Source organism: Bradyrhizobium sp. CB2312 (genome assembly GCF_029714425.1).
In the GTDB taxonomy this organism is placed as follows: domain Bacteria; phylum Pseudomonadota; class Alphaproteobacteria; order Rhizobiales; family Xanthobacteraceae; genus Bradyrhizobium.
In genome coordinates this window covers 9,246,006-9,272,099 of the sequence record NZ_CP121668.1, presented here as the reverse complement: position 1 = coordinate 9,272,099, position 26,094 = coordinate 9,246,006, and the positions used below count along the sequence as shown (strand labels likewise).

Sequence of the window (26,094 nt, the reverse complement as noted above, 5' to 3'; positions counted from 1 at the left end):
AATCCTTCCCATCCGGGGAATAGCCAATCGCACTCCGGCGCGCCATGATCGGGCCAGCACGGCAGGAAGTCCGACTGAAATGAAACGTCTCAAGATCCTGCGGCGGTGGTTTGCGCGCAAGCTCGGCCTTGCGCGGGTGATGTGCCTCGTGCTGCTGGCCGTGTTTGCGGGACTGCGCTTGTGGGACCCGCCGCCGGTGCAGGAATTGCGGCTGCGCACCTTCGACATGTTCCAGCTGCTCGATCCGCGCCACAAGGCGGTGCGGCCGGTCACCATCGTCGACATCGACGACAAGAGCCTCGCCCAGCTTGGCCAGTGGCCGTGGCCCCGCACGCGGATCGCGGACATGATCCAGAGCCTCACCAGCAACGGCGCGGTCGCGATCGGCTTCGACGTGGTGTTCTCGGAAGCCGACCGGCTCAATCCGGACATCGTCGCGGACCAGATGCGCTATCTGGACGATGCCACTCGCGCCAAGCTGCGCGAGCTGCCGAGCAACGACCTGATCCTGTCCGAAGCAATCAAGCGCTCGCGCGTAGTGCTGGGCGAAACGGGGCAGTCGGTGATCACGTCGGAGATCGACAAGGCGCTTCCCTTCACCGGCGTGGCAACGGTCGGTGAAGCGGGGGCCGAGCGCTTCCTGTTCGAATTCCCGGGCCTCTTGCGCAACGTGCCCGCCATCGAGAAGGTCGCCGCCGGCCGCGGCCTGTTCACGATCAGGACCGAGCGCGACGGCCTGATCCGGCGCGTGCCGATGATCATGCGCGCCCAGGGCAACATCATGCCCTCGCTCAGCCTGGAGATCCTGCGCGTCGTCACGGGCACGCCGACGCTGCTGGTGCGGACCGACAAGACCGGCATCAGGGCCGTCCGCCTCAAGGGTGTCGAGATCCCGACCGACGAGAACGGCCAGCTCTGGGTGCACTATGCCCGCCACGATCCCTCGATCTACGTCTCGGCGGCCGACGTCCTCGACAACACGGTGTCGCCGAGCAAGGTCAATGGCAAGCTGGTGCTGATCGGTACCTCCGCGGTCGGCTTGAACGACATCAAGACCACGCCGGTGTCGCGGGCCATGCCGGGTGTCGAGATTCACGCCCAGGTGCTCGAAAGCATACTGACCGGCGCCGCGATCTCCCGCCCGAACTACGCGCTCGGCGTCGAATTGCTCGTCGCGATGATCATCGGCCTGCTCGTCATCGTCTTCACGCCGAATCTCGGACCGGTCCGGCTGGTACTCGCGGGCGCGATGTTCGCAGCGAGTCTCGTCGGCACGTCCTGGTTCTTCTACGCGCAGTACCGCTACCTCATCGACTTCACCTATCCGCTGCTCTCGACGACCGCGATCTACATCACGTTCATCTTCTCCAGCTTCGTGCGCGAGCAGCGCCAGCGCGTGCAGATCCGCGGGCAATTCGCGCAGTACATGTCGCCCGTGCTGGTCGAGCAGCTCGCGCAGTCGCCGGAGAAGCTGAAGCTCGGCGGCGAGGAGCGCGAGATGACGATCATGTTCTCCGACGTGCGCGGCTTCACCTCGATCTCGGAGAGCTACAAGCACGATCCGCAAGGCCTGACGGCGCTGATGAACCGCTTCCTGACGCCGCTGACCAACGTGATCATCGAGCAGAAGGGCTATATCGACAAATACATGGGCGACGCCATCATGGCGTTCTGGAATGCGCCGCTCGATGATCCCCAGCACGAGATCAACGCCTGCGAGGCTGCGATCCAGATGCTCGAGCAGATCGACGTGGTCAACAAGGAGCGCGAGGAAGAAGCGGCCGACGGCGGCCACGTCTACATCCCGCTCAATGTCGGCATCGGCCTCAACACCGGCATCGGCGTTGTCGGCAACATGGGATCGGACCGCAAGTTCAACTATTCGGTGCTGGGCGACAGCGTGAATCTGGCCTCGCGGCTGGAAGGGCAGTCCAAGGAGTACGGCTTCCCGATCATCGTCGGCTCGCGGACGGCGCTCGCCGCCAAGGACAAGTTCGCGATCCTCGAGCTCGACTTCATCATGGTCAAGGGCAAGACCGAGCCGGAGGTGATTTACGCCATCGCCGGCCGCGAGGACGTGATGCATTCGGCCGCCTTCCAGCGCCTGCGCAACATCACCATCGAGATGCTCGGCTGCTACCGCAGCCGGAACTGGCAGGGCGCGCTGGACGCAATCGCGCGCGGCCGCAAGAGCGAGGACGCCGACACGCTGGAAAAGCTGTTCAAGCTCTACGAGGCGCGGATCAAGGATTTCCAGGTCAATCCGCCGGCGGAAGGCTGGACCGGGGCATATGCGCTGCTGACGAAGTAGGGGCGGGGAGGGGCTTCGCTCGCGCCTCATTAAAGGTGTCGTCCCCGCGAAGGCGGGGACCCATAGCCACAGGGAGGAGTCGTCGTGCGAGCCGGGAACTCCGAGTCCTCGTCAAACGCCTCCCTGTGGTTATGGGTCCCGGGTCTACGCTGCGCTTGCCCGGGACGACAATTGTGTTTGGCGCGGTAGTTTGGTGCCGACTACCAGCGCCACCAAAAACTCCCGTAGGGTGGGCAAAGGCGCAACGCGCCGTGCCCACGTCTTTCTCACCGCATCATTGGTGGGCACGCTTGCGCTTTGCCCACCCTACGACATCGGCGCCCGCCGCCCTCACTCCATCCCGATCGTCGTCAGATCCTGAAACCAGTGCTGCGCCTGCACGAACTGCTTGATCTTGGGCGACAGCGCGTGCGGGTTGGTATCGTGGACGACCCAGACCAGCACGGCATCGTCCACGATCAGCGCATGCGCCTGCGCGATCAAATCGTCCTGCTTGGCGGTGTCGAACGTCTGCTTGGCCTCGTTGATCAGGGCGTCGACCTTCGGGTTCTTGTAGCCGCCCCAGTTGACGCCGACCGGCGCGATCTGGTCGGAGGCGAAGAAGCGGACGATGGCGTAGAGGGGATCGGAGGTGACATAGGCGATGTTGTTGGCGGTGATGCCGGCATTCATCTCGTCCGCCGCGCCCTTGCGCCAATGCGTATATAATGTCTCGAGCTCGACCACCTTGAAGTCGATGTCGATGCCGATCTCTTTAAAGCTTTGCTGCAGGAATTCGTTCATCGGCAGCGACAGCATCTGCCCGGTGCCGCCCTGCGCGATGATGAAGGTGGTCTTCAGCGGCTTTGCTTTTGAATAGCCGGCTTCCTCCACCAGCTTCTTTGCAGCGGCGAGATCATATTTCAGCTCGAAGGTCGGCTTGCCGAACCAGGGGCTCGACGGATCGACCTGGCCCTTGGCGGGCTTGGCGAGGCCATTCATCAGCCCAACGACTTCGTCGCGGTTGATCGCGAGATTCAGCGCCTTGCGCAGGCGGATGTCGGTCCAGGGCGAGCCCGGCAGCACGCTGAGATGATAATTCCAGACATGGGGCGTGACGTTGTCGACGATCTTCATGCCGGCCGCTTTCAGCTGCGGCACGGCATCCGGCGCCGGCGTCTCGATCAGATCCACCTGGCCGGCAAGCAGCGCATTGGTGCGCGTCAGCGCTTCCGGCATCGGCACCAGCACGATCTTGTCGACCTTGGGAATGCGCTTCTTGTTCCAATAGTCTGGATTCTTGGTGAGCTCGGCGAGCTCGCGCGGCACCAGTTTCGTCAGCTTGAACGGGCCGGTGCCGGAGGGCTGGCTCGCGAACTTGTCCCAGTCCTTGCCAAGCTTCTCGTACTGCGCCGGGCTCGACACCAGGAACCAGAGCATCTGATACGGGAAGAAGGAATCGACCGTCTTGGTCGTGATCTCCACCGTGAAATCGTCGATCTTGGCGTAGCTCGCGACCGAGGGCAGGCGGGTCTTCACCTGCGCGCTCTGCCGCTTGTCGAATTGCGGCGCCTTGTCGTTGAGCACCTTGTCCAGATTCCAGATCACCGCGTCGGCGTTGAAATCGCTGCCGTCGTGAAACTTCACGTCCTTGCGTAAGCTGAAGCGCCACTTGGTCTTGTCGTTGTCATCCACCTTCCATTCGGTGGCGAGGCCCGGCACCAGCTTGCCCGGCCTGTCGGCGACATCCATCTCCCACGCCACCAGCGGATCGTAGATCGTGTAGGCCGTGAACTGGTAGGCGCCGGCGCCACGATCGGGCTGGCCGGTCGTCAGCGGAATATCCGCCATCGAGATACCGTAGCGCACCACCGTCTCGGCGCGCACCGGGATTGCGGATAACGCCAGCGCAAGCACGGCGAGACAGGTCGATAGACGAATACGCATGGCCCAGGGCTCCAGGGAGGATCTGGGGCCAAACGTGCAATCTTGATGCCAGAATAGGCAGGGCGCCGCTTTCGCCCATGCCTGATCACAAGGACTTGTCGTCGCAGGGGCAATTTGCAGAATAAGTTTCTCCTTGGCATAGCCATTGCATACGATTGCATCAAAATTAATCATCGAAAGCCGAAGAAGGATCGAGGCGATGCTTATCAAGAACAACAAGACACGGGCGGCGCTGATCGCGCTCTTGGCGCTTGGCAGCGCGGCCGCATGGCCGCGCATGGCAGCTGCGGAAACCGTGCTGCGCATCGGCATGACGGCTGCCGATATTCCGCGCACACTGGGTCAGCCCGACCAAGGTTTCGAAGGCAATCGCTTCACCGGCCTCACCATGTATGACGCGCTCACCGGCTGGGACCTGTCCTCCGCCGACAAGCCGAGCGTGGTGATCCCCGGCCTTGCCACCGAGTGGAAGGTCGACGACGCCGACAAGACCAAATGGATCTTCAAGCTGCGCCCCGGCGTCACCTTCCATGACGGCACGCCGTTCAACGCCGATGCCGTGGTGTGGAACGTCGAGAAGGTGCTGAAGCAGGATGCGCCGCAATTCGACGCCAGCCAGGTCGGCGTCACCGCATCGCGCATGCCGACGCTGGCCTCGGCGAAGAAGATCGACGACATGACCGTCGAGCTCACTACCAAGGAGCCTGACAGCTTCCTGCCGATCAATCTCACCAATCTGTTCATGGCGAGCCCGTCGAAGTGGCAGCATTTCTACGACAAGGCCGAAGGCGCAGACGCCAAGGCGAAGTCGCAGGCCGCCTGGACCGCGTTCGCCAAGGACGCCGCCGGCACCGGCCCGTGGAAGATGGCGAGCTTCACCCCGCGCGAGCGGCTCGAGCTGGTGAAGAACGCGAATTATTGGGACAAGGCGCGCGTACCCAAGGTCGACAAGATGGTGCTCTTGCCGATGCCGGAAGCGAATGCGCGCACCGCGGCGCTGCTGTCCGGACAGGTCGATTGGGTCGAGGCGCCCGCGCCCGACGCATTGCCCGAGCTCAAGCAGCGCGGCTTCAAGCTCTACGCCAACGAGCAGCCGCACGTCTGGCCCTGGCAGTTCTCGCGCATCGAGGGCTCGCCCTGGAACGACATCCGCGTGCGCAAGGCCGCAAACCTCTGCGTCGATCGCGAAGGCCTCAAGGACGGCCTGCTCGCCGGCCTGATGGTGCCGGCGACCGGGACCTTCGAGCCCGGCCATCCCTGGCGTGGCAAGCCGAGCTTCGAGATCAAGTACGACAAGGCGGCTGCGCAAAAGCTGATGCAGGAGGCCGGCTTTGGTCCGTCCAAGAAGCTGACGGTGAAGATCCAGACCTCGGCGTCGGGCTCGGGCCAGATGCAGCCGTTGCCGATGAACGAATATCTCCAGCAGGCGCTCGCCGAATGCTATTTCGACGTGAAGCTTGACGTCATCGAGTGGAACACGTTGTTCACCAACTGGCGCCGCGGCGCCAAGGATCCCAGCGCCAACGGCTCGAACGCCACCAACGTCACCTATGCGGCGATGGACCCGTTCTTCGCGCTGGTGCGCTTCCTGCAATCGGGCATGGCGCCGCCGGTCTCGAACAATTGGGGCTTCATCAACGAGCCCAAGTTCGACGAGCTGGTGAAGAAGGCCCGTCAGACCTTCGATCCCGCGGCGCGCGATGCCGCGCTCGCCGAGCTCCACGCCGCCTCCGTCGACGATGCCGCCTTCCTCTACGTCGCCCACGACGTCGGCCCGCGTGCGATGAGCCCGAAGGTGACCGGCGTCGTGCAGCCGAAGAGCTGGTTCATCGACTTCTCGCTGGTGTCGATGAATTAGTGAGGCGAGCACGCTGGTAGGGCTCCCCTCCCCCTTGCGGGGAGGGGTTGGGGAAGGGGGTCCACACGGGCGGTCCCTGTGTGGCCACCCCTCTCCCTAACCCTCCCCCGCAAGGGGGGAGGGAACCCTCGCAGCATGCGTCCCTTACTGTAGCCCGCGCACCAAATCGTGCGACACCAAGTCAGGTAAATCAGTGCTCGCCTATACCGCCAGACGCATCGTCTACGTCATCCCGATCGTCATCAGCGTCGCGCTGGTGTGCTTTCTGCTCGTGCATATCACGCCGGGCGATCCGCTCGTCGCCGTGCTGCCCGCAGACGCCTCGCAGGAGCTCGCCGCGCAGCTCCGCGCCGCCTATGGTTTCGACCGTCCGTTGCCGGTGCAGTTCGGGCTGTGGTTGATGCGCGCCCTTCACGGCGATCTCGGCAATTCCATCGCCACCGGGCGTCCCGTGCTCGCCGAAGTCATGCGCGCGGTCGGCAACACCGTCACGCTGGCGATTGCCGCCGCCATCATCGGCTTTACCATGGGCATCCTGCTTGGCCTGATCGCCGGTTATTTCCGCGAGACCTGGATCGACAAGGTCGCGACCTCCTTTGCCATCGCCGGCGTCTCGGTGCCGCATTACTGGCTTGGCATGCTGCTCGTCATCATCTTCTCGGTGCAGCTGAACTGGCTGCCCGCGGTCGGCGCCGGTCCCAACGGCTCCAACTCCTGGGCCTGGGACTGGGCGCATCTGCAATATCTCGTGCTGCCCGCGATCACGACCTCGGTGATTCCCATGGGCATCGTCACGCGCACCGTGCGTGCGCTCACAGGCGACATCCTCTCGCAGGATTTCGTCGAGGCACTTCGCGCAAAGGGCCTGCACGAGCGCGGCGTGTTCCGCCACGTCATCAAGAACGCCGCGCCCACCGCGCTCGCGGTGATGGGGCTTCAGCTCGGTTACATGCTCGGCGGCTCGATCCTGATCGAGACCGTATTCTCCTGGCCGGGCTCGGGCTTCCTGCTCAACTCGGCGATCTTCCAGCGTGACCTGCCGTTGCTCCAGGGCACGATCCTGATCCTGGCGCTGTTCTTCGTCGTCCTCAATCTCCTGGTCGACATCGCGCAAGCCGCGATCGACCCGCGCATCAAGCGGGGCTAGCGAGATGAGCCCAGCTGTGACCGCGCAAACGGTGCGCTCCCTCCCCCGCCTGCGGGGGAGGGTCGGGGAGAGGGTGTCTCCCCAATCGAGGACCCCCCAGAGGAGAAAGCCCTCACCCGGCGCGTTGCGCCGACCTCTCCCGCAAGCGGGAGAGGTGAACCACCTCCTTGGCTCGCATCGATCGTACCAACTTCCGGGAGCCAGCCGATGAGCGAGCTTCCGTTGTCCGCCACCGCCGATGCCGCGCTGCAGGCTGCGCCCGCGACCAGGGCGCGCGGCTATTGGGCGACTGTCGGCCGCCGCATCACGCGCGACAAGGTCAGCATGGCCTGCGCGCTGGTGCTGCTGCTGATCTTCCTCTCGGCGATCCTCGCCCCATGGCTCGGTCTCGAAGACCCCTACAAGGGCTCGATGATCCGCCGCCTCCGCCACATCGGCACCGTTGGCTATCCGCTCGGCACCGACGAGCTCGGTCGCGACATGCTGGCGCGGCTGATCTATGGCGGGCGGCTGTCGCTGGTGATCGGCATCCTGCCGGTGATCCTCGCGTTCTGCTTCGGCACCTCGCTCGGCGTCATTGCCGGCTATGTCGGCGGCAAGCTCAACACCGCGATCATGCGCACGGTCGACGTGTTCTACGCTTTCCCCTCGGTGCTGCTGGCGATCGCGATTTCGGGCGCGCTGGGGGCCGGCATCCTCAATTCCATCGTGGCGCTGACCATCGTGTTCGTGCCGCAGATCACCCGCGTCGCCGAAAGCGTCACGACAGGCGTGCGCAACATGGATTTCGTCGAGGCGGCGCGCGCCTCCGGCGCCGGCGCCTTCACCATCATGCGCGTGCACATCCTCGGCAACGTGCTGGGCGCGATCTTCGTCTATGCCACCAGCCTCATTTCGGTCTCGATGATCCTGGCAGCCGGTCTCTCCTTCCTCGGCCTCGGCACAAAGCCGCCGGAGCCGGAATGGGGCCTGATGCTCAACACGCTGCGCACCGCGATCTACGTCAACCCGTGGGTTGCGGCATTGCCGGGCGCAATGATCTTCGCGGTCTCGATCTGCTTCAACCTGCTCTCGGACGGCCTGCGCAGCGCCATGGACATCAGGAACTAACGTATGATGATGCGGATGCACACTGACGCGGCACAGAAGGTCGTCATGCCCGGGCTTGTCCCGGGCATCCACGTTCTTTGTTTCCTGTGGCTAGGCGTGGATGGCCGGGACAAGCCCGGCCATGACGGCGGCGAGGCCTTGGCGCAGGGAGCGCGGCCATGAGCGAGAGCAACAGTTCCGTCGCCATGCTGGAGCAAGTCGAGGACCGCGGCGGCGTCGCGCAGCCGTTGCTTCAGGTCAACGGCCTGACAAAACATTTTCCCGTCCGTGGTGGGCTGTTCGCAGCCAAGCGCACCGTGCGCGCCGTCGACAACGTCTCCTTCGCGGTCGCCAAGGGCGAGACCGTCGGCATCGTCGGTGAGTCCGGCTGCGGGAAGTCCACCACCGCGCGCCTGCTGATGCATCTGATGCCGCGCGATACCGGCGACATCATCTATGACGGCATGACCGTGGGCCAGTCGCTGAGCCTGCGCGAGCTGCGCCGCGGCATGCAGATGGTGTTCCAGGATTCCTATGCTTCGCTCAATCCGCGCCTCACCATCGAGGAATCCATCGCGTTCGGCCCCAAGGTGCACGGCATGGCCGACGGCGCGGCGCGCACCCTGGCGCGAGAACTGCTCGGCAAGGTTGGCTTGCGCCCCGAAAACTTCGCCAACCGCTATCCGCACGAGATCTCCGGCGGCCAGCGCCAGCGCGTCAACATTGCCCGTGCGCTGGCGCTGTCGCCGCGGCTGGTGATCCTGGACGAAGCCGTCTCCGCGCTCGACAAATCGGTCGAGGCGCAGGTGCTCAACCTGCTCGCCGATCTCAAGCGCGAGTTCGGCCTGACCTATCTCTTCATCAGCCACGACCTCAATGTCGTCCGCTACATCTCGGATCGCGTGCTGGTGATGTATCTCGGCGAGGTGGTCGAGCTCGGCCCGGTCGATCAGGTCTGGGATAGCCCCGCGCATCCCTATACGCGTGCGCTGCTTGCTGCGATGCCGTCCTCCGATCCCGACAAGCGCACCGAGAAGCCGCCGATCACGGGCGATCCGCCCAATCCGATCGACCCGCCCTCCGGCTGCCGCTTCCACACCCGTTGTCCGTTTGCGGAGCCGCTCTGCGCAAATGCGACACCAAAGCTCACTGCGCTGGATAAGATGGGCCACGAGGCCGCGTGCTACATGGCGATTCCGGGTTCAGGCCATAGCCGCGCGCCCAGAGAGGGAAACGCATGACGAGACCGACACCGAAAGAGATCAAGCCGATCGCGCAGATCGCAGGCATCCCCGTGGACGACGAGATCGCGGCGCGCATCTCCAATTCCATCGGGCCTGCCTTCGAGGGGTTTGAAGCCATCGCCGGCACGCTGCCGTTCGACCTCGAGCCCGCGCTTTATGCCGTCGCGCAGACGCAGAAGGTGTCGAAATGAGCACTGAGCCTGCCTTGATGACGCTCACCGAGGTCGCGCGTGCGATCGCGATGAAGCAGGTGTCCTCGCATGAGGCGACGCGCGCGCTGCTGCACCGCATCGCGCAGTGGCAGCCGCATCTCAACGCCTTCATGTCGGTTGAAGCCGAATCCGCATTGAAGGCGGCTGAGGCCGCCGATGCCGAGCTCGCCAGGGGCAATTCCCGCGGTCCGCTACATGGCGTGCCGCTCGCGCACAAGGACATGTATTACGACGCCGGCCATGTCGCGACCTGCGGCTCGCTGATCCGCCGCGATTTCGTGCCGACGGTGACGTCCACCGCCTTGCAGCGGCTGAAGGATGCGGGGCAGGTCCGCCTCGGCACGCTGCATCTTGCCGAGTTCGCCTATGGCCCGACCGGCCACAACGCCCATTACGGCCCGGTGCGCAATCCCTGGAATGTCGCCCATATCACCGGCGGCTCGTCCTCGGGCTCGGGCTCGGCGGTCGCGGCGCGCCTGACCTATGCCGCACTCGGCTCGGACACCGGCGGCTCGATCCGCATGCCCGCGCATTTCTGCGGCGTCACCGGGCTGAAGACGACGGTCGGCCGCATCAGCCGCGCCGGCGCGATGCCGCTGTCGCAATCGCTCGACACCGTCGGGCCGCTCGCCCGCACTGCCGAGGACTGTGCGCTGCTGCTGGCGCTGATGGCCGGCGCGGACCCCGCGGATGCCACCTGCAGCCACGAGCCGCTGTCCGACTATGTCGGCGCGACCAAGGGCTCGCTGAAGGGCCTCAAGATCGGCGTCCCCGCGTCGTTCTATGTCGATGATCTCGACGCCGAGGTCGCGCGCGTGCTGGACGAGACCATCGCGGTGCTCAAGCGCGAGGGCGCCGACATCGTCACCGTCGAGCTGCCGGACCAGCGGCAATTGTCCGCGGCGAGCCAGCTCGTGCTCGCGGCGGAAGCGGCCGCTTTCCACAAGCGCTGGATGATCGAGCGTCCGCAGGATTACGGCGCGCAAGTGTTGATGCGGCTTCAGAACGGGCTCGCCGTTCCCGCCATTACCTATCTCGAAACGATGCGCTGGCGCGGCCCCGCGCTCGCCGCGCACAACGCGGCGACATCGAGCGTCGATGCGATCATCGCACCGGCTTCCCCGATCCCGGCGCCGACCATCGAGGAGAGCGATGTCGGCGGCGGGCCGAACGCGCCGGCCATGGTGCAGCGCCTGACGCTGTTCACCCGCCCGGTGAACTTTTTGGGCCTGCCGTCGCTCACCATCCCGTCCGGCTTCACCAAGAGCGGCCTTCCTGTCGGCATGCAGCTGATCGGCCGCTCCTTCGATGAGGCGACCCTGCTCACCATCGGCGCCGCCTTCCAGCGCGTCACCGACTATCACGATCGATTGCCGAAATTGCCGTCATGACCAACCTCGTCGAGATCTCAGGCCTCAACATCCGCTTCACCGGCGAGCGCACGGTCTATGCCGTGAACGATCTCAATCTCTCGCTTGGCAATAGTGAGGTGCTGGGCCTGCTCGGCGAGTCCGGTTCCGGCAAGAGCGTGACCCTGCGTGCCCTAATGCGGCTGTTGCCGAAGAAGCGCACGCAGATTTCCGGCAAGGTCAACGTGATGGGCCGCGACGTGCTCGCCATGAACGACGAGGAGCTGTCGTCGTTCCGTGGCCAGACCGTCTCCATGATCTTCCAGGAGCCGGCACTGGCGCTCGATCCGGTCTACACCATCGGCGCGCAGATCGCCGAGAGCGTGGTGCGCCATGAAGGCAAGTCTTTTGCAGAAGGGCGCGCGCGTGCGCTCGAAATGCTCGATGTCGTGCGCATCCCCTCGGCAAAGCGCCGGCTGGATGCCTATCCGCACGAGATGTCCGGCGGCATGCGCCAGCGCGCGATGATCGCGCTTGCGCTCGCCTGCCGGCCCAAGATCTTGCTCGCGGACGAGCCGACCACCGCGCTCGATGCCACCGTGCAGATCCAGATCCTGCTGCTGCTGCGCGAATTGCAGCGCGAATTCGGCATGTCCGTGATCTTCGTGACCCACGACATCGGCGTTGCCATCGAAATCTGCGACCGCGTCGCGGTGATGTATGCCGGCCAGATCGTGGAGCAGGGGACGCTACGCGATATCGTCCGCAGCCCCGTGCACCCCTATGCCAAGGGCCTGCTCGCCTCCACCATCCACGGCGCCAAGCGAGGCGCACGCCTTGAAACCATCCCCGGCACCCCGCCGTCGCTGGCCGAAAAGCCCCACAACTGCTCCTTCGCCCCCCGCTGCAAGCTCGCCGAGCCGCGCTGCCTGGAGCGGCTGCCCGCGAATGTGGAGGTGGGCCCGGGCCGGGCGGCGCGGTGCGTGCTGGCGGAGCAGGTCGCGGCGTCGTAGCCGGTGCGCTCCGTGGCGAGCGTGTTTTGTCAATGTGAGCCGAGCTTCAACCAAGCGCACGATTGCGCTCCCTCCCCCCTTGCGGGGAGGGCGGGGAGAGGGGTAGCCCAGCAAAAGGCATTCGTTGTCGGCGGTGAGCGGAGCGGCGCCACGGAGAGAGTCCCCGTGTGGTACCCCTCTCCCTGCCCCTCCCCCGCAAGGGGGGAGGGAATGAGAGAGAAGTGCGCCCGTCACTCCGGACGAAATCAGCGCGCAACGCGTCCCTCACGTCGAACTGCGCGCTTCCTCGAAATTCTTCCACGACAACACCCAGTTGTCACACTCCACCTCGCACCGACCGCCGGCGCAGCTCCTACTGTGCATGGGGTTGTTTTCGACGTTTTTTGTTTTCGCAGTCGCAACCGGGGCGTGGGGAACTGCATTCAGACCCCATTCATCCCGGTTCCCGTTCCATGCGGGCCGTTCACTTAGAGGGACTTAACTGATGTACATTTCTAACGAAGGCCTGCTTGTCATCCTGTTCGCCGGCCTGGTGGCCGGCTGGCTCGCCGGCAAGGTGGTGCGCGGAACCGGGTTCGGCATCATCGGCGATATCGTGGTCGGCATCGCCGGCGCGCTGGTGGCGAGTTTCCTGTTTCCCAAGCTCGGCATTCGTCTCGGGACGGGCCTCGTGTCCGAGATCGTCTATTCCGCCATCGGCGCGGTGATCCTGCTGCTGGTGGTTCGGCTGGTGCGCGGCGGCGGCAGGTTCTAGCCGCCCCCCGTTCGGAACCTTCCGCCTCTCTCCGCGCTGGGGCGAGGCGGAAACCTCTGCTATAAAAAGCCGCAAAGCCTGTGAAACACCGGACTTGCGCGCGGCGCCACCAGGGGTAGATGTGGCTCATCGGGGTCCTGGATTAATTCGGCTGCGTTTCATCGCAGGAGAGAACACGATGTTAATCCCGGTCGAGTACCCCCTGAAGCTGTGAAATCAGGGGCTTTGCCCCTTACCCGAAAGAGATCAGACTGATGGCAGCCGTACCTGGCGTCCGCCGTTCAGAGCTCGGTGACGCCTTGCGCGCGTGTCGCACGGCGTTCCTCGGCGTCGGCTTGATGAGCTGCATGATCAACCTGCTCTATCTGACCGGGTCGATCTTCATGCTGGAGGTCTATGACCGGGTGCTGCCGAGCCGCAGCATCCCGACCCTGGTCGGCCTGATCATCCTCGCCAGCTTCCTCTATATGGCGCAGGGCGTGCTCGACATGATCCGCAACCGCATCCTCGGGCGGGTCGGCACCGCGCTGGACGACGCCCTTAACAAGCGCGTGTTCGACACCATCGTCCGCCTGCCGTTGCTGGTCGGCAGCCGCAACGAGGGCCTGCAGCCGCTGCGCGACCTCGACAATGTCCGCTCCTTCCTCGGCAGCATGGGCCCGAGCGCGTTCTTCGACCTGCCCTGGCTGCCGCTCTACCTCGCCATCTGCTTCGCCTTCCACGTCATGATCGGCGTCACCGCCCTGGTCGGTGCCATCATTCTGGTCGGGCTGACGCTGGTCACCGAATTCCTGTCCCGCCAGCCGGCGAAGGAGGCGATGGGCCTTGCCGCCCAGCGCAACGATCTCGCCGCCGCAAGCCGCCGCAACGCCGAGGTCATGGTGTCGATGGGCATGGCCGGCCGCATGAACCAGCGCTGGAGCGAGGCCAACGAAAAATACCTCGCCGGCAATCAGCGCGCGAGCGACGTCGCCGGCGGCCTCGGCGCGGTCGCGAAGGTGCTGCGCATGATGCTGCAATCGGCCGTGCTCGCGGTCGGCGCCTATCTCGTCATCCACCAGGAGGCGACCGCCGGCATCATCATCGCCGGCTCGATCCTGTCGGCCCGCGCGCTGGCGCCGGTCGATCTTGCCATTGCGCACTGGAAATCCTTCGTCGCGGCGCGCCAGAGCTGGCAGCGCCTCACGCGCCTCCTGGAGCAGATGCCGGCGCAAGCGATGCCGACCCAGTTGCAGGCGCCCACCAGCCGCCTGTCGGTCGAAGGCGTCGCCATGGTGCCGCCGGGCGACCAGCGCCTGATCGTGCAGGACGTCACCTTCGCACTCCAGGCCGGTAACGGCCTCGGCGTGATCGGGCCGAGCGGCTCCGGCAAGTCCTCGCTGATCCGCGCCCTGGTCGGCGTCTGGCAGCCGGTGCGCGGCAAGGTCCGGCTCGACGGCGCAGCGCTCGACCAATGGTCGTCCGACGCGCTCGGCCGCCACATCGGCTATCTGCCGCAGGACGTCGAGCTGTTCGGCGGCACCATCGCGCAGAACATCTGCCGGTTCGATCCCGAGGCGACGTCCGACGCCATCATCGCCGCGGCGAAAGAGGCCGGCGTGCACGAGATGATCATCAAGATGCGCGAGGGCTACAACACGCAAGTCGGCGAGCAGGGCGCTGCGCTGTCCGCCGGCCAGGCGCAGCGCGTGGCGCTGGCGCGCGCGCTCTACGGCAATCCGTTCCTGGTCGTGCTCGACGAGCCCAATTCCAATCTCGACACCGAAGGCGACGAGGCGCTGACCCGCGCCATCCGCTCCGCGCGTGAGCGCGGCGCGATCGTCGTCGTGGTGGCGCACCGCCCGATCGGCGTCGAGGCGGTCGACCAGATCCTGGTGCTGCGCGACGGCCGCATGCAGGCCTTCGGTCCGAAGGAGCAGGTGCTCGCCCAGGTGCTCCAGCCGCGCGCGGTGCCGGCGGCACCGATCAAGGTCGTCAGCGAAGGCGGAGCCAAGGCATGAGCACGGTGGCCATTGGCGGGCCAAAACCCGCGGCGACGAAGACGGTGCGGCAGTCGATCAGGTTCCACCTGATGCTCGGGCTCGGCATCGTGCTGGTGCTGGCCGTCGGCCTCGGCGGCTGGGCATCCACCGTGCTGATCTCGGGCGCGCTGATCGCGCCCGGTCAGATCGTGGTCGAATCCAACGTCAAGAAGGTGCAGCACCCGACCGGCGGCGTGGTCGGCGAGCTGCGCGCCCGCGACGGCGACGTGGTCAAGGCCGGCGACATTGTGGTGCGGCTCGACGACACCGTGACCAGGGCGAACCTCGCCATCGTCGTCAAGAATCTCGACGCCGCGCAGGCACGCACGGCGCGCCTCCAGGCCGAGCAGCGCGGCATCGACAGAATCGAGTTTCCGAAGGCCCTGCTTGATCGCGCGGACGACCCCGATGTCAAGGCGCTGCTCTCCGCTGAGACCAAGCTGTTCGACGTCCGCGTCAACGGTCGCGCAGGCCAGAAGGCGCAGCTGCGCGAGCGCGTCCTGCAGCTCAACGAGGAGATCGAGGGTCTGTCAGCGCAGGAGACGGCCAAGGACAAGGAGATCGCGCTGGTCCAGAACGAGCTCACCGGCGTCCGCGACCTCTACGACAAGCGTCTGGTGCAGATTTCGCGTCTGACCCAGCTCGAGCGCGATGCGGCCCGCCTCAATGGCGAGCGCGCGCAATACATCGCCTCGCGCGCTCAGGCCAAGGGCAAGATCACCGAGACCGAGCTCCAGATCATCCAGGTCGACAAGGACATGGTCAGCGAGGTTTCCAAGGATCTGCGCGAGACCAACGACAAGATCGGCGAATTGATCGAGCGCAAGGTCGCCGCCGAGGATCAGCTCCGCCGTGTCGATATCCGCGCGCCGCAGGACGGCATGGTGCTGCAATCGACGGTGCACACCGTCGGCGGCGTCGTCACCGCCGGCGACACGCTGATGCTGATCGTGCCGCAGGCCGACGATCTCCAGGTCGAGGCCAAGGTCAATCCGGTCGACATCGACAAGCTCCAGATCGGCCAGAAGACGCTGCTGCGCCTGTCTGCCTTCAACCAGCGCACCACGCCCGAGCTCAACGGCGTCGTCAGCCGCGTTTCGCCCGACGTCACCACCGACCAGCGCACCGGCCAGAGCTACTACACCATCCGCGTCTCGATGCCAGCCGAAGAGGTCGCCCGCCTCGGCGACGTCAAGCTGATCCCCGGCATGCCCGTCGAAGCCTTCGTCCAGACCGGCGACCGCACCATGCTGTCCTACCTGATGAAGCCGCTGCACGACCAGCTGATGCGGGCCTTCCGCGAGAAGTGACGCGCGACAGCGCGTGATTCCGGAGCTCCGTGCTCGCTGTCATCGCCCGGCTCAAGCCGGGGCATGACAGCGGTGTGATCTCGTAGGGCGGGCAAAGGCGCAACGCGCCGTGCCCACCATCTTTCACACGTCGCGCATGTGGTGGGCACGCTTTCGCTTTGCCCACCCTACGGCGCCGCCTTCTTTGCTATAGTTCGACTCAAGCCCACAACCCGGCGGTCGAACCATGCAATCTCCCCCCTCCATCGCCACCAAATCCTTCACCGATGCTGACCTCGCCGTCGCCCGGCTCGAGGAGATCTACGAGCGCAACACGAAATTCCTGCGCGAGCGATTCGAGGCTTACGTTGGCGGCGAAGCCGTCACGACGCGGGTGCGGGCCTATTATCCCTTCGTCCGCGTCACCACCGCGACGCATGCCCGGCTGGATTCGCGGCTCGCCTATGGCTTCGTCGCCGGACCCGGCGTGCACGAGACCAGCGTGACGCGGCCGGACCTGTTTCGCGCCTACCTCACCGAGCAGATCGGTCTCCTGATCCAGAACCACGGCGTTCCCGTCGAGATCGGCGAATCCGCCGAGCCGATCCCGATCCACTTCGCCTATCGCCGCGACATCAATATCGAGGCCGCCATCACCACCAGCGAGAATTCCTCGCTCACGCGATCGCTGCGCGATGCGTTCGACGTGCCCGATCTCGCCACCATGGACGATTCCATCGCCGACGGCACCTTCGAGCTCCAGCCCGGCGCGCCCGAGCCGCTGTCGCTGTTCCGCGCGGCGCGCGTCGATTATTCGCTGCGCCGACTCTATCACTACACCGGCACCGATCCCGAGCATTTCCAGAACTTTGTCATTTTCACCAACTACCAGTTCTATGTCGATGCTTTCGCGCAGCTCTGCCAGCAGCGGCTTCAGTCGGGCGAGGCCGGTCTCGACTCCTTCGTCGCGCCCGGCAATGTGATCATGCAGAATGGCGGTGCGACCAGCGGGACGGCGCCCGTGCGTGCGCCACAGATGCCAGCCTTCCATCTTGTCACGCCGGGCTATCGCGGTATCAGCCTGATCAACATCGGCACCGGCCCGTCCAACGCCCGCAACGTCACCGACCACGTCGCCGTGCTTCGGCCGCACGCCTGGCTGATGCTCGGCCATTGCGCAGGGCTACGCAACACGCAGCGGCTCGGTGATTACGTGCTCGCGCATGGCTATGTGCGCGAGGACCATGTGCTCGACCGCGAGCTGCCGCTCTGGGTGCCGATCCCGGCGCTGGCCGAGATGCAGGTCGCGCTCGAACAAGCGGTCGAGGATGTCACCGGGCTTGAGGGGTTCGAGCTCAAACGCCTGATGCGCACCGGCACGGTGGCGAGCGTCGACAACCGCAATTGGGAGATCTCCGGGCCCGACGTGATCCGCCGCATGTCGCAATCGCGCGCGGTCGCGCTCGACATGGAATCGGCCGCGATCGCCGCCAACGGTTATCGCTTCCGCGTCCCCTACGGCACACTGCTCTGCGTCTCCGACAAGCCGTTGCATGGCGAGATCAAGCTCGCGGGCATGGCCAGCGAATTCTACCGCCGCCGCGTCGGCCAGCATCTCGAGATCGGCCTGAAGGCGCTGGAGCGGCTCAAGCAGCAGGAATCGGAGCGGCTGCACTCGCGAAAACTCCGAAGCTTTGCCGAAGTCGCATTCCAGTAAGGGACAACAGACCTGCCGCATGAACGCTGACGTCTCCGTGAACACAGCGTCCTGGAATATTGCTGCCACGACAGGGTTATCACCTCGTCCGGGGCCGCTAGAAACAGGACAGGAGACCGAGATGCTCACGACGATGATCAGGCTCGTCGCGCTGGGTACGTTTGCGGCAGCCTTGTTGAACGCGCCAGCGCTGGCCGCCGGCGGAGGCGGAGGCGGAGGTGGTGGAGGCGGCGGTGGCACCGATCCCTATGCCGGCGCCTATTCGGATCAGAAACCGCAGCCGACCTATCCGAAGCGCCCGGGCAGCAGGGCAACGCAGAAGGGCAAGAAGCCGAACAACCAGTCCAGCATCGGCGATCCCGCATTCGCGGCCGGCTATCGCGTCGCCTATGACACGATCTACGAGCGCAACGACTATGCGGCCGCGATCGCGCAACTGAAGTCGCTCGGCCATGACGACCATCCGAACGTCGCCAACCTCATCGGCTATTCCTATCGCAAGCTCGGCGATTACGAGCAGTCGCAGGTCTGGTACCAGCGTGCGCTCAAGGCTGATCCGAACCACGTGCTGACCTGGCAGTATTATGGGCTCTGGCAGCTCGAGCAGGGCAATCGCGAGCAGGCGATGTATCATCTGAACCGGATTGCCGCCATTTGCGGGACCGCTTGCGATGAGTACAAATCCCTGGCTGCGGCGCTGGAGAAGCCGACCGGCACGGCGCTCGTGTACTGAACGCGCGGGGTGGGTTGGCCGCGAAGCCAAGCCACTCCAGACATGGTGACAAGTCGTCAAAATTTCAGCATTGTCCGGCGCGGGGCGCGACAGGGACGACTTGATGCCACTCTTGCGCGACAGAATCATCGGCCATGATCTCGAACGGCTGGCCTTTCGCTTCACGATGATGCGTGACGACGAGGTCGTGCAGTGCCAGATCTCTGATGCCGCGATGGACGAGCTCGCGGGCATGCAAGGCACCGAAGGCAGCGCGCGCCAGGCGCAGTTCCTGTCGCTGCGCGAAACCATCGAGCGCATCGCGTCGGACATTTACGACGAGGCGCCGAGGGTGCAGGGCTATGTGGTGCGGATTTTCATGCGGCATCTGGGAAGGTAGTGTCTGCCCGCCCACCGCTGTCATGCCCCGGCTTGACCGGGGCATCCAGCACTCCGAGGCCTATCGATTCAATCACAGCCACCGCGGAGTACTGGATCGCCCGAAGGCGGGCGATGACAGGATTGTTGGTGGCGAGACGGTCCCGACACGCTCACCGGCGCGGCAGCCTCACCCCTCAAGCTTCCTCAGCAACAACCTCAGCGCGGTTGCCGCAAACACCTGCATGTTCGCAAACCGGTCGCTGCTATCAGTCTCCAGCGTCATCACCTCCGCCGCGGGCCCTGCGACCGCCATGCAGCTGTGGCCGGCGGCGTCGCCGTAGCGGTTGCCGGTGGGGCCGGCGGCGCCGGTCTCCGAGAGGCCCCAGTCGGAGCTGAAGCGGCTGCGCATCCGTTCGGCGAGCAGTTTCGCGTAGGGCTCGGATGAGGAACGAAAGCCCTTCATTCCTTCATCTGAAATATCCATCAGCACGCGCCTGGCATCGCGGGTGTAGACCACGGCGCCACCGAGGAAATAGGCGGAGGCGCCGGGCACCGCGAGCAGGCTCGCCGCGATCAGGCCGCCGGCGGAGGATTCGGCGACAGCAATGGTCTGTTTGCGCGCGATCAGTTTGGCCGCGACCTGTTCCGCAATGCCGACGAGCTCTTTCATCCCTTTGACCCCATATGCCTTCGCAACTGAGCTCAGCCTTCCTAGCATATGACAGAAGCCTTGGCCGAGTTGCGGGCGAGGGGCAGGCCTGCTTCAATGGCGGAGAGAACAAGACAAGACGAGGAAACGTGAAGGAGACGTCATGGCGTCCCTGATCGCCGGCGGGGTGGATTGCGATGTGCATCCGGCCGTGCCGCATCTGACCAGCTTGCTGCCGTACCTGAGCGACTATTGGCGCGATCAGGTGACGACGCGCGGCATGGTCGATCTCGTCTCGCAATCCTACCCGAAGAACTCGCCAATCGTGGCGCGCCCTGACTGGCGTCCTGAGACTGGCAAGCCGGGCGAAAGCCTTGAGGACATGCAGCGCCATGTGCTCGATCCCTTCCAGCTCGAGCTTGCCATCTGCAATCCGCTCTACGGCGTGCAGATGGTATTTTCCGAGGACATGCAGGCAGCCTTCTGCCGCGCGCTGAACGATTGGCTCGTCAAGGAATGGCTCGATCGTGATTCGCGGCTGCGGGGCTCGATCGTGATCCCGACGCAGAGCGTCGAGAAATCAGTCGCCGAGATCGAGCGCTGCGCGGCGGACAAGCGCTTCGTGCAGGTGCTGATGCTCGTGATGGGCGACATCCCGCTCGGCAAGCGCGCGCTGTGGCCGATCTATGAGGCCGCGGAACGGCTGGAACTTGCTGTCGGCATCCACGCCGGTTCCGCCTATCACAATCCGCCGACCGCTGTGGGGTGGGGTTCCTACCACATCGAGGATTATGTCGGTCAGGCCCAGGCGTTCCAGACCCAGCTCACCAGTCTCATCGTTGAGGGCGTGTTCGCAAAATATCCGCGGCTGAAAATGGTGATGCTGGAATCCGGCGTCTCCTGGATTGCGCCCTATCTCTGGCGCCTGCACAAGTTCTGGCGCGGGGTGCGGATGGAAACGCCGTGGGTCGATCGCGCGCCGCTGGAGATTGTGCGCAGCAACATCCGCTTCTCGTTACAGCCTTTTGATGTGCCGCCGCAACCTGAGACATTAATTCGCCTGTTTGATCATATGCAGTCCGACGAATTGGTCCTATTCTCCACGGACTATCCGCACTGGCAGTTCGACGCCCAGGACGCGCTGCCCGAAGGTCTGTCCCCCGATCTCGTGCGCAAGATCATGATCGACAATCCGCATGCAACCTATCCCCGCCTGACGTGAGCCCGCTGCCAAAGGAGGCAAGGCGATGAATATTCAGTTCCGCGAGAGCCAAGAAGCCGCTTCCCCCCTGACGACGAAAACCGCGATTGCGGACTGTGACATCCATCCGGCACGCGCCACCCGCACCGAGCTCTATCCGTACCTCGCCAAACGCTGGCAGCATCATCTCGAAGTCTACGGCGTCCATGCCTATCAGGGCATGATGGAAGGCCCGCCCTATCCAAAAGCCCAGCCCAACGCCTCGCGTCGCGACGCCTATCCGCCGGAGGGTGGGCCGCAGGGCTCCTCGCTTTCCTTCATGCAGGAGCAGCTGCTCGATCCCAACAATGTCCAGCTTGGCGTGCTCAATCCACTCAACACGGGGCAGGGCATCCGCAATCACGAGCTTTCGGCTGCGCTGTGCTCGGCGATCAACGACTGGCAGATTGACAAATGGACCAGCAAGGACAAGCGGCTGAAGGCGTCGATCGTCGTCGGCAATGAGGACGGCCTGTCGGCCGCAGCCGAGATCCGCGAACGGGCCGGCGACAAGAATTTTGTGCAGGTTCTCTTACTCAGTCGCAATGTCGAGCCGCTCGGCCAGCGCCGCTACTGGCCGATCTATCAGGCCGCGGAAGAGGCCGGCCTTCCTGTCGGCGTGCACGCGTTTGGCTTCGGCGGCAACCCGATCACGCCGTCGGGCTGGCCGTCCTACTACATCGAGGAAATGGTCGGCCACTCGCAGTGCCAGCAATCGGCGTTGGCGAGCCTCGTACTCGAGGGCGTGTTCGAGCGCTTCCCAAAATTGAAGATGGTGATGATCGAAGCCGGCTTCGGCTGGGCACCGTCACTGGCGTGGCGGCTCGACAAGGCCTGGCAGCGGCTGCGCAGCGAGGTGCCGCATGTGAAGCGGCCGCCGTCCGAATATATCCGCGAGCAGGTGTGGTGGACGACGCAGCCGATGGAAGATCCTGAACGGCGCGAAGATCTGTTCGACGTCATCAAATGGATCGGCTGGGATCGGCTCTTGTTCGCGACCGACTATCCGCATTGGGATTATGACGAGCCGTCGCGCGTGCTGCCGGCGGGCGTCAGCGAATCCAATCGCGAGGCGTTCTATCTCGGTAATGCGAAGAAGCTGTACGGGATCGCCGCATGATCCGAAAAAGTGTGAAGCGGCTTTTCGATCAGACCAAGCGGAAGACATAATGGCGCGGCATGTGATTGCCGCGGTCGATGAGCTTCCGCCGGGCACGCGAAAATTTCTGGAGATCGACGGCCGGCCGATCGCGGTCTTCAACATCAAGGGCGAATATTTCGGCCTGATGAACCGCTGCCCGCATCAGGGCGCGGCGCTGTGCGAGGGTCCGCTGATCGGCCTCGCGCAGTCGAGCAATCCCGGCGAGATCGAATATACCAAGCTGGGTGAGATCATTCGCTGCCCGTGGCACGGCTGGGAGTTCGACATCCGCACCGGCCAGTCCTATTGCGACCCCCGCCGCTTCCGCGTGAAGGCCTATCCGGCCCATGTCGAGCCGGGCGCGAGCGTGGTGAAGGGGCCGTATGTTGCGGAGACGATCCCGGTGAAGGTCGAGAGCGATTACGTGGTGGTGGAGCTGTAGGCGGCACCGACGGTGCGCCCACTCGCCCCGTTCTTACGGGGAGAGGGTTGGGGTGAGGGGCTTCTCTCCACACGTGAGATCCCTGAAGGACCTGTACCCCCTCACCCGAATTCGATCTGGGATCGAATTGGATCTCTCCCCGCAAGCGGGGAGAGGTGAAGGCAGACCATCAATGCCCAGCAACCGGCTCCGCCACCGGATCATACGTCGGCACCGTCTTGCCGCCGCCGCGATAGACGATCAGCGCTGCGATGATGCCGAGCACGGCCGCGAACATCAGCCAGGCGCCGGGTGCGGCCTTGTTGCCGGTCTGCTCGATCAACCAGGTCGAGGCGAACGGTGTGAAGGTGCCGAACAGCGCGGCGGCGAGCGCGAAGGCCAGCGAAAAGCAGGTGGTGCGCACATGCGCCGGCACGATCTCGACGAGGGCACCGAGCATGGTGCCGCTGTACATGCCGAAATAGAACGAGAACATCATCTCGACCGCAAGCAGCTTGCCGAAGGTCGGCGCCGCCACCAGCCAGGACAGCGCCGGATAGGCCGTGAGCAGTGCCAGGGTCGCGATGGCGATCAGCACCGGCTTGCGGCCGATGCGATCGGACAGCGCGCCACCGACCGGATTCCAGATGAAATTGGTGACGGCGACCAGCAGCGTCACCAGCAGCGCGTCCTGCGTCGACAGTTTCAGCACGGTCTTGCCGAAGGTCGGGGTGTACACGGTGACGAAGTAGAACGTCGTCGTGGTCAGGATCGCGATCATCATGCCGAGGATGACGATGCGCCAGTTGGCGAGCGCAGAGGCGAACACCTCGCTCGCGGTCGGATGCTTCTTCATCGCGAGGAATGCGGGCGTTTCCTCCAGCGTCCGCCGCAGGAAGAAGATCAGGGGAATGATCAGGCAGCCGACGAAGAAGGGAATGCGCCAGCCCCAGGACGCCACGGTATCGGCCGGCATCAGTTCGGAGAGGATGTAGCCGAGGATCGAGGCGACGAAGATCGCGACCTGCTGGCTCGACGACTGGAATGAGGTGTAGAAGCCGCGATTGCCTGGTGTCGAGATCTCCGCGAGATAGACCGACACGCCGCCGAGCTCGACGCCGGCCGAAAAACCCTGCAGCAGGCGGCCGATCAGCACGATGACCGGCGCCGCGATGCCGATGGTCGCATAGCTCGGGCAGAACGCAATCACGACGGTGCCGAACGCCATGATTCCCAGCGTGACGATCAGCCCCTGGCGGCGGCCGATGCGGTCGATATAGGCCCCCAGCACGATCGCACCGACGGGGCGCATCAACGCGCCGAGCCAGAACACGCCGAACGTATTGAGCAAGGACGCGGTCTCGTTGGTCGAGGGGAAGAACGCCTTGCCGATCGCGGCGGCATAGAAGCCGAACAGGAAGAAGTCGAACTGCTCCAGGAAATTGCCGCTAGTGGCACGCAGGATCGCGCCGATGCGCGACTTGATTGCGGGCGGATTGGTTGTTGGTCCAGCCATGGCGTTGCTCCCCTTCGAGACGTGGCCGGACCGGAACTCATTTCACGGCAAGGCGACAGATTGATGCTGCGACAATCTGTCTTACCCCTTCCCGCGCGAGGGGCTGCGAGTCAATTGAATTTGCCGCGGAAGCTGATGATTTTTCAGGCTTTATTTTGCGTTGCAGCGACCAGCCATTGGCGGAAGGCGGCAAGCTTCGGCGCCTCGCGGCGGCCCTCCGGCGCAACCAGGTAGAAGCCGGCATCGGCTGGCAGCGCGATCTTGAAGGGGACGACCAGCCGGCCCTTGGCGATGTCGTCCTGGACGTAGGAGGTCCGCCCCATCGCAACGCCAATGCCGTCGATCGCGGCCTGGATGGTCATGAAGATCATGTCGAAGGTGATGCCGGGCTGCCGCGCGATATCGGCCGGCAGGCCAGCCGCGGTCAGCCACAGCCGCCAATCGTCGCTGTTGGCGTTGGAGGTGTGCAGCAGCGGATAGCCGCGCAGATCCTCGGGCTGGCGCAGCGGCTTGTCGCCGCGCAGCAGTGACGGGCTGCACACCGGAAACAACTCGTCGGCCATCAGCCAGTCGGCGCGTAGGCCCGGCCATTGCCCGCGGCCGTAGCGGATCGCGGCATCGACGTTGTCGCGCTGGAAGTCGACGAGGCTCGTCGATGTCGTGATCCGGACGTCGATGCCGGGATGCTGCTCCTGGAAATCGGTCAGCCGCGGCAGCAGCCATTTGGCGGCGAGCGATGCCAAGGTCGAGACCGTCAGCACCTTGTCGTCGTCCTTGCGCAGCAGGCGGTCGGTGGCAAGACGCAGGTCGTTGAAGGCGGCGCGGACGCCCGGGAGGTAGTCGCGCGCCTCCGGCGTCAGCGCCAGCGCGCGGTTCTGCCGGATGAACAGGCGGATGCCGAGCTCCTCCTCGAGCCGCCGGATCTGATGGCTGATCGCGGTCTGGGTCACGTTCAGCTCCGACGCCGCCAGCGTGAAGCTGAGATGGCGCGCAGCGGCCTCAAACGCCCGCAATCCGTTCAGGGAAGGCAATCTGGCAGTCATTTGGCAGCAGGATGCATGAGCTTATTTCATGCGAAAAGGTACAAATTGTCGTTTGTCGCAGCGCGTCGGGAGGCAGATATTAGCGGTTAAGTTAGCTCGAGGAGCTGAAAATGTCTACGCTGACCGACAATTCGATGACAAATCATCATGCACCCGGCCTGATCCAGCAGATCGGCGAGACGCTTCACGTCTGGCACGAGCGCTACCGGACCCGGCGCGAGCTCACCAACTGGACCGCCCGCGACCTCCACGACGTCGGGCTGTCGTGGTCCGACATTGCCTACGAGGCTGAGAAACCCTTCTGGCGGGCCTGATAGGCCGCCAGGCCGGCGCCGCCTGACTGTGGGGGCGCCGGCGGTCCCTTCTTCCTCTGGTCCCTTTGGGGGCATGTGTCATGAGCACGCTTCGCCTGGAAGACCTGAATCAACATTCGGACACGCTGCGCACGCGTAACGGCGAGGTGGTCGACGTTCGCTTCGTCGAGCCGCGCGACACCGAGGAGCTTCAGCACTATTTCCGCTCGCTCACGACCCGCTCGCGCTACAACCGATTCTTCGGCGCGATCAGCGAATTGCCGAAGGGCCTGCTGAGCGAATTCCTCGACGTTGGAGCGCACGAACGATTCACGGTGGTCGCGACCAAGATGGTCGACGGTTTCGAGACCATCGTCGCCGAGGCCCGCTATGCCTTCCATGCCGAGACCTCGACGCTCGAGTTCGGCCTGTCGGTCGACGATCGCTGGCAGGGCCATGGCATCGCCACTGCGCTGATGAAGAATCTCGAATGCCGTGCCGCCGCGCTCGGCGCCGAGCACATGTTCGGCGACACGCTGCGCTCCAACGAGAGCATGATCGCGCTCGCGCGCAAATCCGGCTTTGCCTTCGTCAACCATCCCGACGACTGGAAGCTGGTGCGCTTCGACAAGGAGATCAACGTCGCGCCGAAGGACATTCCCTGCGCGAGCTGGCGCCTCGCTGCTCTTTCCCGTCAGGCCGATAACCCCTCAGCCTCGGCCTGACACCACTCCGAGCCCGGCCTGGCCAAGCCAGCGCCGGGCGTTT

23 protein-coding genes are annotated in these 26,094 nt (G+C 64.8%); 19 read left to right on the top strand and 4 right to left on the bottom strand.

From position 1 onward, the window contains the following. Nucleotides 1-79 precede the first annotated feature (79 nt). The gene (locus QA642_RS44205; protein ID WP_283082418.1) at nucleotides 80-2,311 is read left to right on the top strand and encodes an adenylate/guanylate cyclase domain-containing protein; all 2,232 of its coding nucleotides are present in this window, start codon (nucleotides 80-82) and stop codon (nucleotides 2,309-2,311) included. Nucleotides 2,312-2,641: 330 nt separating this feature from the next. Here the strand turns inward: QA642_RS44205 and QA642_RS44200 are convergent, their stop codons facing one another. Beyond that, complete coding sequence (locus tag QA642_RS44200; protein WP_283082417.1) at nucleotides 2,642-4,237, bottom strand: ABC transporter substrate-binding protein; 1,596 nt, start codon at nucleotides 4,235-4,237, stop codon at nucleotides 2,642-2,644. Nucleotides 4,238-4,436: 199 nt separating this feature from the next. On the opposite strand from QA642_RS44200, the gene QA642_RS44195 reads away from it, so the two are divergent. From QA642_RS44195 to QA642_RS44135, 13 genes are all read left to right on the top strand, one after another. After that, a complete protein-coding gene (locus QA642_RS44195; protein WP_283082416.1) occupies nucleotides 4,437-6,095 on the top strand; it encodes an ABC transporter substrate-binding protein in 1,659 nt (552 codons plus the stop codon). Nucleotides 6,096-6,288: 193 nt separating this feature from the next. Continuing rightward, on the top strand, nucleotides 6,289-7,242 hold the full coding sequence (locus QA642_RS44190) for an ABC transporter permease (protein ID WP_027562031.1): 954 nt from the start codon (nucleotides 6,289-6,291) through the stop codon (nucleotides 7,240-7,242). Between the two features lie 207 nt (nucleotides 7,243-7,449). Then, on the top strand, nucleotides 7,450-8,352 hold the full coding sequence (locus tag QA642_RS44185) for an ABC transporter permease (protein ID WP_283082415.1): 903 nt from the start codon (nucleotides 7,450-7,452) through the stop codon (nucleotides 8,350-8,352). Nucleotides 8,353-8,510: 158 nt separating this feature from the next. After that, entirely contained in the window at nucleotides 8,511-9,572 is a 1,062-nt protein-coding gene (locus QA642_RS44180; RefSeq protein ID WP_283082414.1) for an oligopeptide/dipeptide ABC transporter ATP-binding protein, read from the top strand. After that, nucleotides 9,569-9,766, top strand: coding sequence for a hypothetical protein (locus tag QA642_RS44175; RefSeq protein WP_283082413.1), 198 nt, complete (start codon nucleotides 9,569-9,571; stop codon nucleotides 9,764-9,766). Before QA642_RS44180 ends, QA642_RS44175 begins: the two co-directional genes overlap by 4 nt. Beyond that, the gene (locus tag QA642_RS44170; RefSeq protein ID WP_283082412.1) at nucleotides 9,763-11,178 is read left to right on the top strand and encodes an amidase; all 1,416 of its coding nucleotides are present in this window, start codon (nucleotides 9,763-9,765) and stop codon (nucleotides 11,176-11,178) included. Before QA642_RS44175 ends, QA642_RS44170 begins: the two co-directional genes overlap by 4 nt. After that, nucleotides 11,175-12,149 carry an ABC transporter ATP-binding protein gene (locus QA642_RS44165; RefSeq protein ID WP_283082411.1) on the top strand — a complete coding sequence of 325 codons (975 nt, stop codon included), beginning with the start codon at nucleotides 11,175-11,177 and terminating at the stop codon, nucleotides 12,147-12,149. Before QA642_RS44170 ends, QA642_RS44165 begins: the two co-directional genes overlap by 4 nt. Before the next feature lie 484 nt (nucleotides 12,150-12,633). Beyond that, on the top strand, nucleotides 12,634-12,903 hold the full coding sequence (locus tag QA642_RS44160; RefSeq protein ID WP_283082410.1) for a GlsB/YeaQ/YmgE family stress response membrane protein: 270 nt from the start codon (nucleotides 12,634-12,636) through the stop codon (nucleotides 12,901-12,903). 254 nt (nucleotides 12,904-13,157) lie between these two features. Further along, on the top strand, nucleotides 13,158-14,903 hold the full coding sequence (locus QA642_RS44155) for a type I secretion system permease/ATPase (RefSeq protein ID WP_283082409.1): 1,746 nt from the start codon (nucleotides 13,158-13,160) through the stop codon (nucleotides 14,901-14,903). Further along, nucleotides 14,900-16,234 carry an HlyD family type I secretion periplasmic adaptor subunit gene (locus QA642_RS44150; protein ID WP_283082408.1) on the top strand — a complete coding sequence of 445 codons (1,335 nt, stop codon included), beginning with the start codon at nucleotides 14,900-14,902 and terminating at the stop codon, nucleotides 16,232-16,234. Before QA642_RS44155 ends, QA642_RS44150 begins: the two co-directional genes overlap by 4 nt. A gap of 226 nt (nucleotides 16,235-16,460) precedes the next feature. After that, complete coding sequence (locus tag QA642_RS44145; RefSeq protein ID WP_283082407.1) at nucleotides 16,461-17,930, top strand: AMP nucleosidase; 1,470 nt, start codon at nucleotides 16,461-16,463, stop codon at nucleotides 17,928-17,930. 121 nt (nucleotides 17,931-18,051) lie between these two features. Then, nucleotides 18,052-18,663, top strand: a complete 612-nt coding sequence (locus QA642_RS44140) for a tetratricopeptide repeat protein (RefSeq protein WP_283082406.1) — start codon at nucleotides 18,052-18,054, stop codon at nucleotides 18,661-18,663. Nucleotides 18,664-18,766: 103 nt separating this feature from the next. Beyond that, nucleotides 18,767-19,042: a DUF1488 family protein gene (locus tag QA642_RS44135; RefSeq protein ID WP_283082405.1), complete on the top strand. Its 276-nt coding sequence runs from the start codon at nucleotides 18,767-18,769 to the stop codon at nucleotides 19,040-19,042. 168 nt (nucleotides 19,043-19,210) lie between these two features. Here the strand turns inward: QA642_RS44135 and QA642_RS44130 are convergent, their stop codons facing one another. Beyond that, nucleotides 19,211-19,693: a CinA family protein gene (locus tag QA642_RS44130; RefSeq protein WP_283082404.1), complete on the bottom strand. Its 483-nt coding sequence runs from the start codon at nucleotides 19,691-19,693 to the stop codon at nucleotides 19,211-19,213. A 142-nt stretch (nucleotides 19,694-19,835) separates the two neighbouring features. On the opposite strand from QA642_RS44130, the gene QA642_RS44125 reads away from it, so the two are divergent. Genes QA642_RS44125 through QA642_RS44115 form a run of 3 tightly spaced genes read left to right on the top strand, consistent with a single transcriptional unit; the run spans nucleotide 19,836 to nucleotide 22,495 of the window. Further along, nucleotides 19,836-20,894 (top strand): amidohydrolase family protein, encoded by a 1,059-nt coding sequence (locus tag QA642_RS44125; protein WP_283082403.1) that lies wholly within the window; start codon nucleotides 19,836-19,838, stop codon nucleotides 20,892-20,894. Between the two features lie 25 nt (nucleotides 20,895-20,919). After that, complete coding sequence (locus QA642_RS44120) at nucleotides 20,920-22,032, top strand: amidohydrolase family protein (RefSeq protein WP_283082402.1); 1,113 nt, start codon at nucleotides 20,920-20,922, stop codon at nucleotides 22,030-22,032. A gap of 49 nt (nucleotides 22,033-22,081) precedes the next feature. Further along, nucleotides 22,082-22,495, top strand: a complete 414-nt coding sequence (locus QA642_RS44115; protein WP_036040510.1) for a Rieske (2Fe-2S) protein — start codon at nucleotides 22,082-22,084, stop codon at nucleotides 22,493-22,495. A 169-nt stretch (nucleotides 22,496-22,664) separates the two neighbouring features. On the opposite strand, the gene QA642_RS44110 is transcribed toward QA642_RS44115, so the two are convergent. Both QA642_RS44110 and QA642_RS44105 read right to left on the bottom strand, forming a co-directional pair. Then, nucleotides 22,665-23,990, bottom strand: a complete 1,326-nt coding sequence (locus QA642_RS44110; protein ID WP_283082401.1) for an MFS transporter — start codon at nucleotides 23,988-23,990, stop codon at nucleotides 22,665-22,667. A gap of 143 nt (nucleotides 23,991-24,133) precedes the next feature. Further along, nucleotides 24,134-25,033: a transcriptional regulator GcvA gene (locus QA642_RS44105; protein ID WP_283082400.1), complete on the bottom strand. Its 900-nt coding sequence runs from the start codon at nucleotides 25,031-25,033 to the stop codon at nucleotides 24,134-24,136. A gap of 110 nt (nucleotides 25,034-25,143) precedes the next feature. Between QA642_RS44105 and QA642_RS44100 the strand changes: the two genes are divergently transcribed. Beyond that, on the top strand, nucleotides 25,144-25,347 hold the full coding sequence (locus QA642_RS44100) for a DUF1127 domain-containing protein (RefSeq protein ID WP_283082399.1): 204 nt from the start codon (nucleotides 25,144-25,146) through the stop codon (nucleotides 25,345-25,347). Nucleotides 25,348-25,427: 80 nt separating this feature from the next. Next, nucleotides 25,428-26,051: a GNAT family N-acetyltransferase gene (locus QA642_RS44095; protein ID WP_283082398.1), complete on the top strand. Its 624-nt coding sequence runs from the start codon at nucleotides 25,428-25,430 to the stop codon at nucleotides 26,049-26,051. Nucleotides 26,052-26,094: the final 43 nt, after the last annotated feature.